Source organism: Rhizobacter sp. P2_H2 (genome assembly GCF_056403375.1).
Window position 1 is genome coordinate 1 of record NZ_JBFUFP010001792.1, and the last position, 593, is coordinate 593.

Sequence of the window (593 nt, forward strand, 5' to 3'; positions counted from 1 at the left end):
CCTTCAGCCAGGGCACCGTCTACCTGGTGGCCGGCACGCTGGACGTGGCCGCGGTGGCCGCGATGGCCGCGACGCGGCTGCTGCTGATGCCGGTGAACCTGCTGTCCACCGGCATCGGCTCGCTGATGCTGCCGCTCGCCTCGGGCTGGCTGCATCGCCAAGGCGAGGCGCTGGTGCTGCGCCGGCTGGCGCTGTTCGCGCTCGGGCTGGGCGCGGTCACCATCGGCTACGTGGCGCTGCTGTGGGGGCTGCGCGACTGGATCTTCCAGGCGGTGTTCCGCAAGGATTTCGCGCAGCGCGATGCGCTGCTGCTGCTGTGGGGCGGCGTCTTCCTGGTGCTGGTGGTGCGCGACCAGCTGGCCTACCTGCTCGCGGCGCAGGGGCGCTTCCGCGAACTGAGCACGCTGACGCTGCTGAGCGCCGCGGCGTCGCTGGCGGCGAGCTACCTGGGCATGCTGCGGTTCGGCGTCGCCGGTGCGGTGCTCGGCATGCTGGCGGGCGAACTGATCAGCCTGGCCGGGGTCGTCGCCTTGTCGTGGCGCGGCCGGGCGGCCCGGCTCGCGATGGCCGCCTGACGCGGCGGCGCCAGCGGC

The 593-nt window shown here is 73.9% G+C and carries 1 protein-coding gene; it reads left to right on the top strand.

Features of this window, described 5'->3' with window-relative positions; genetic code table 11:
* Window positions 1-575: polysaccharide biosynthesis protein (locus tag AC1D15_RS36245; protein ID WP_477829893.1), on the top strand; the 575-nt coding region annotated here is incomplete at its 5' end.
* Between the last annotated feature and the right edge of the window lie 18 nt (window positions 576-593).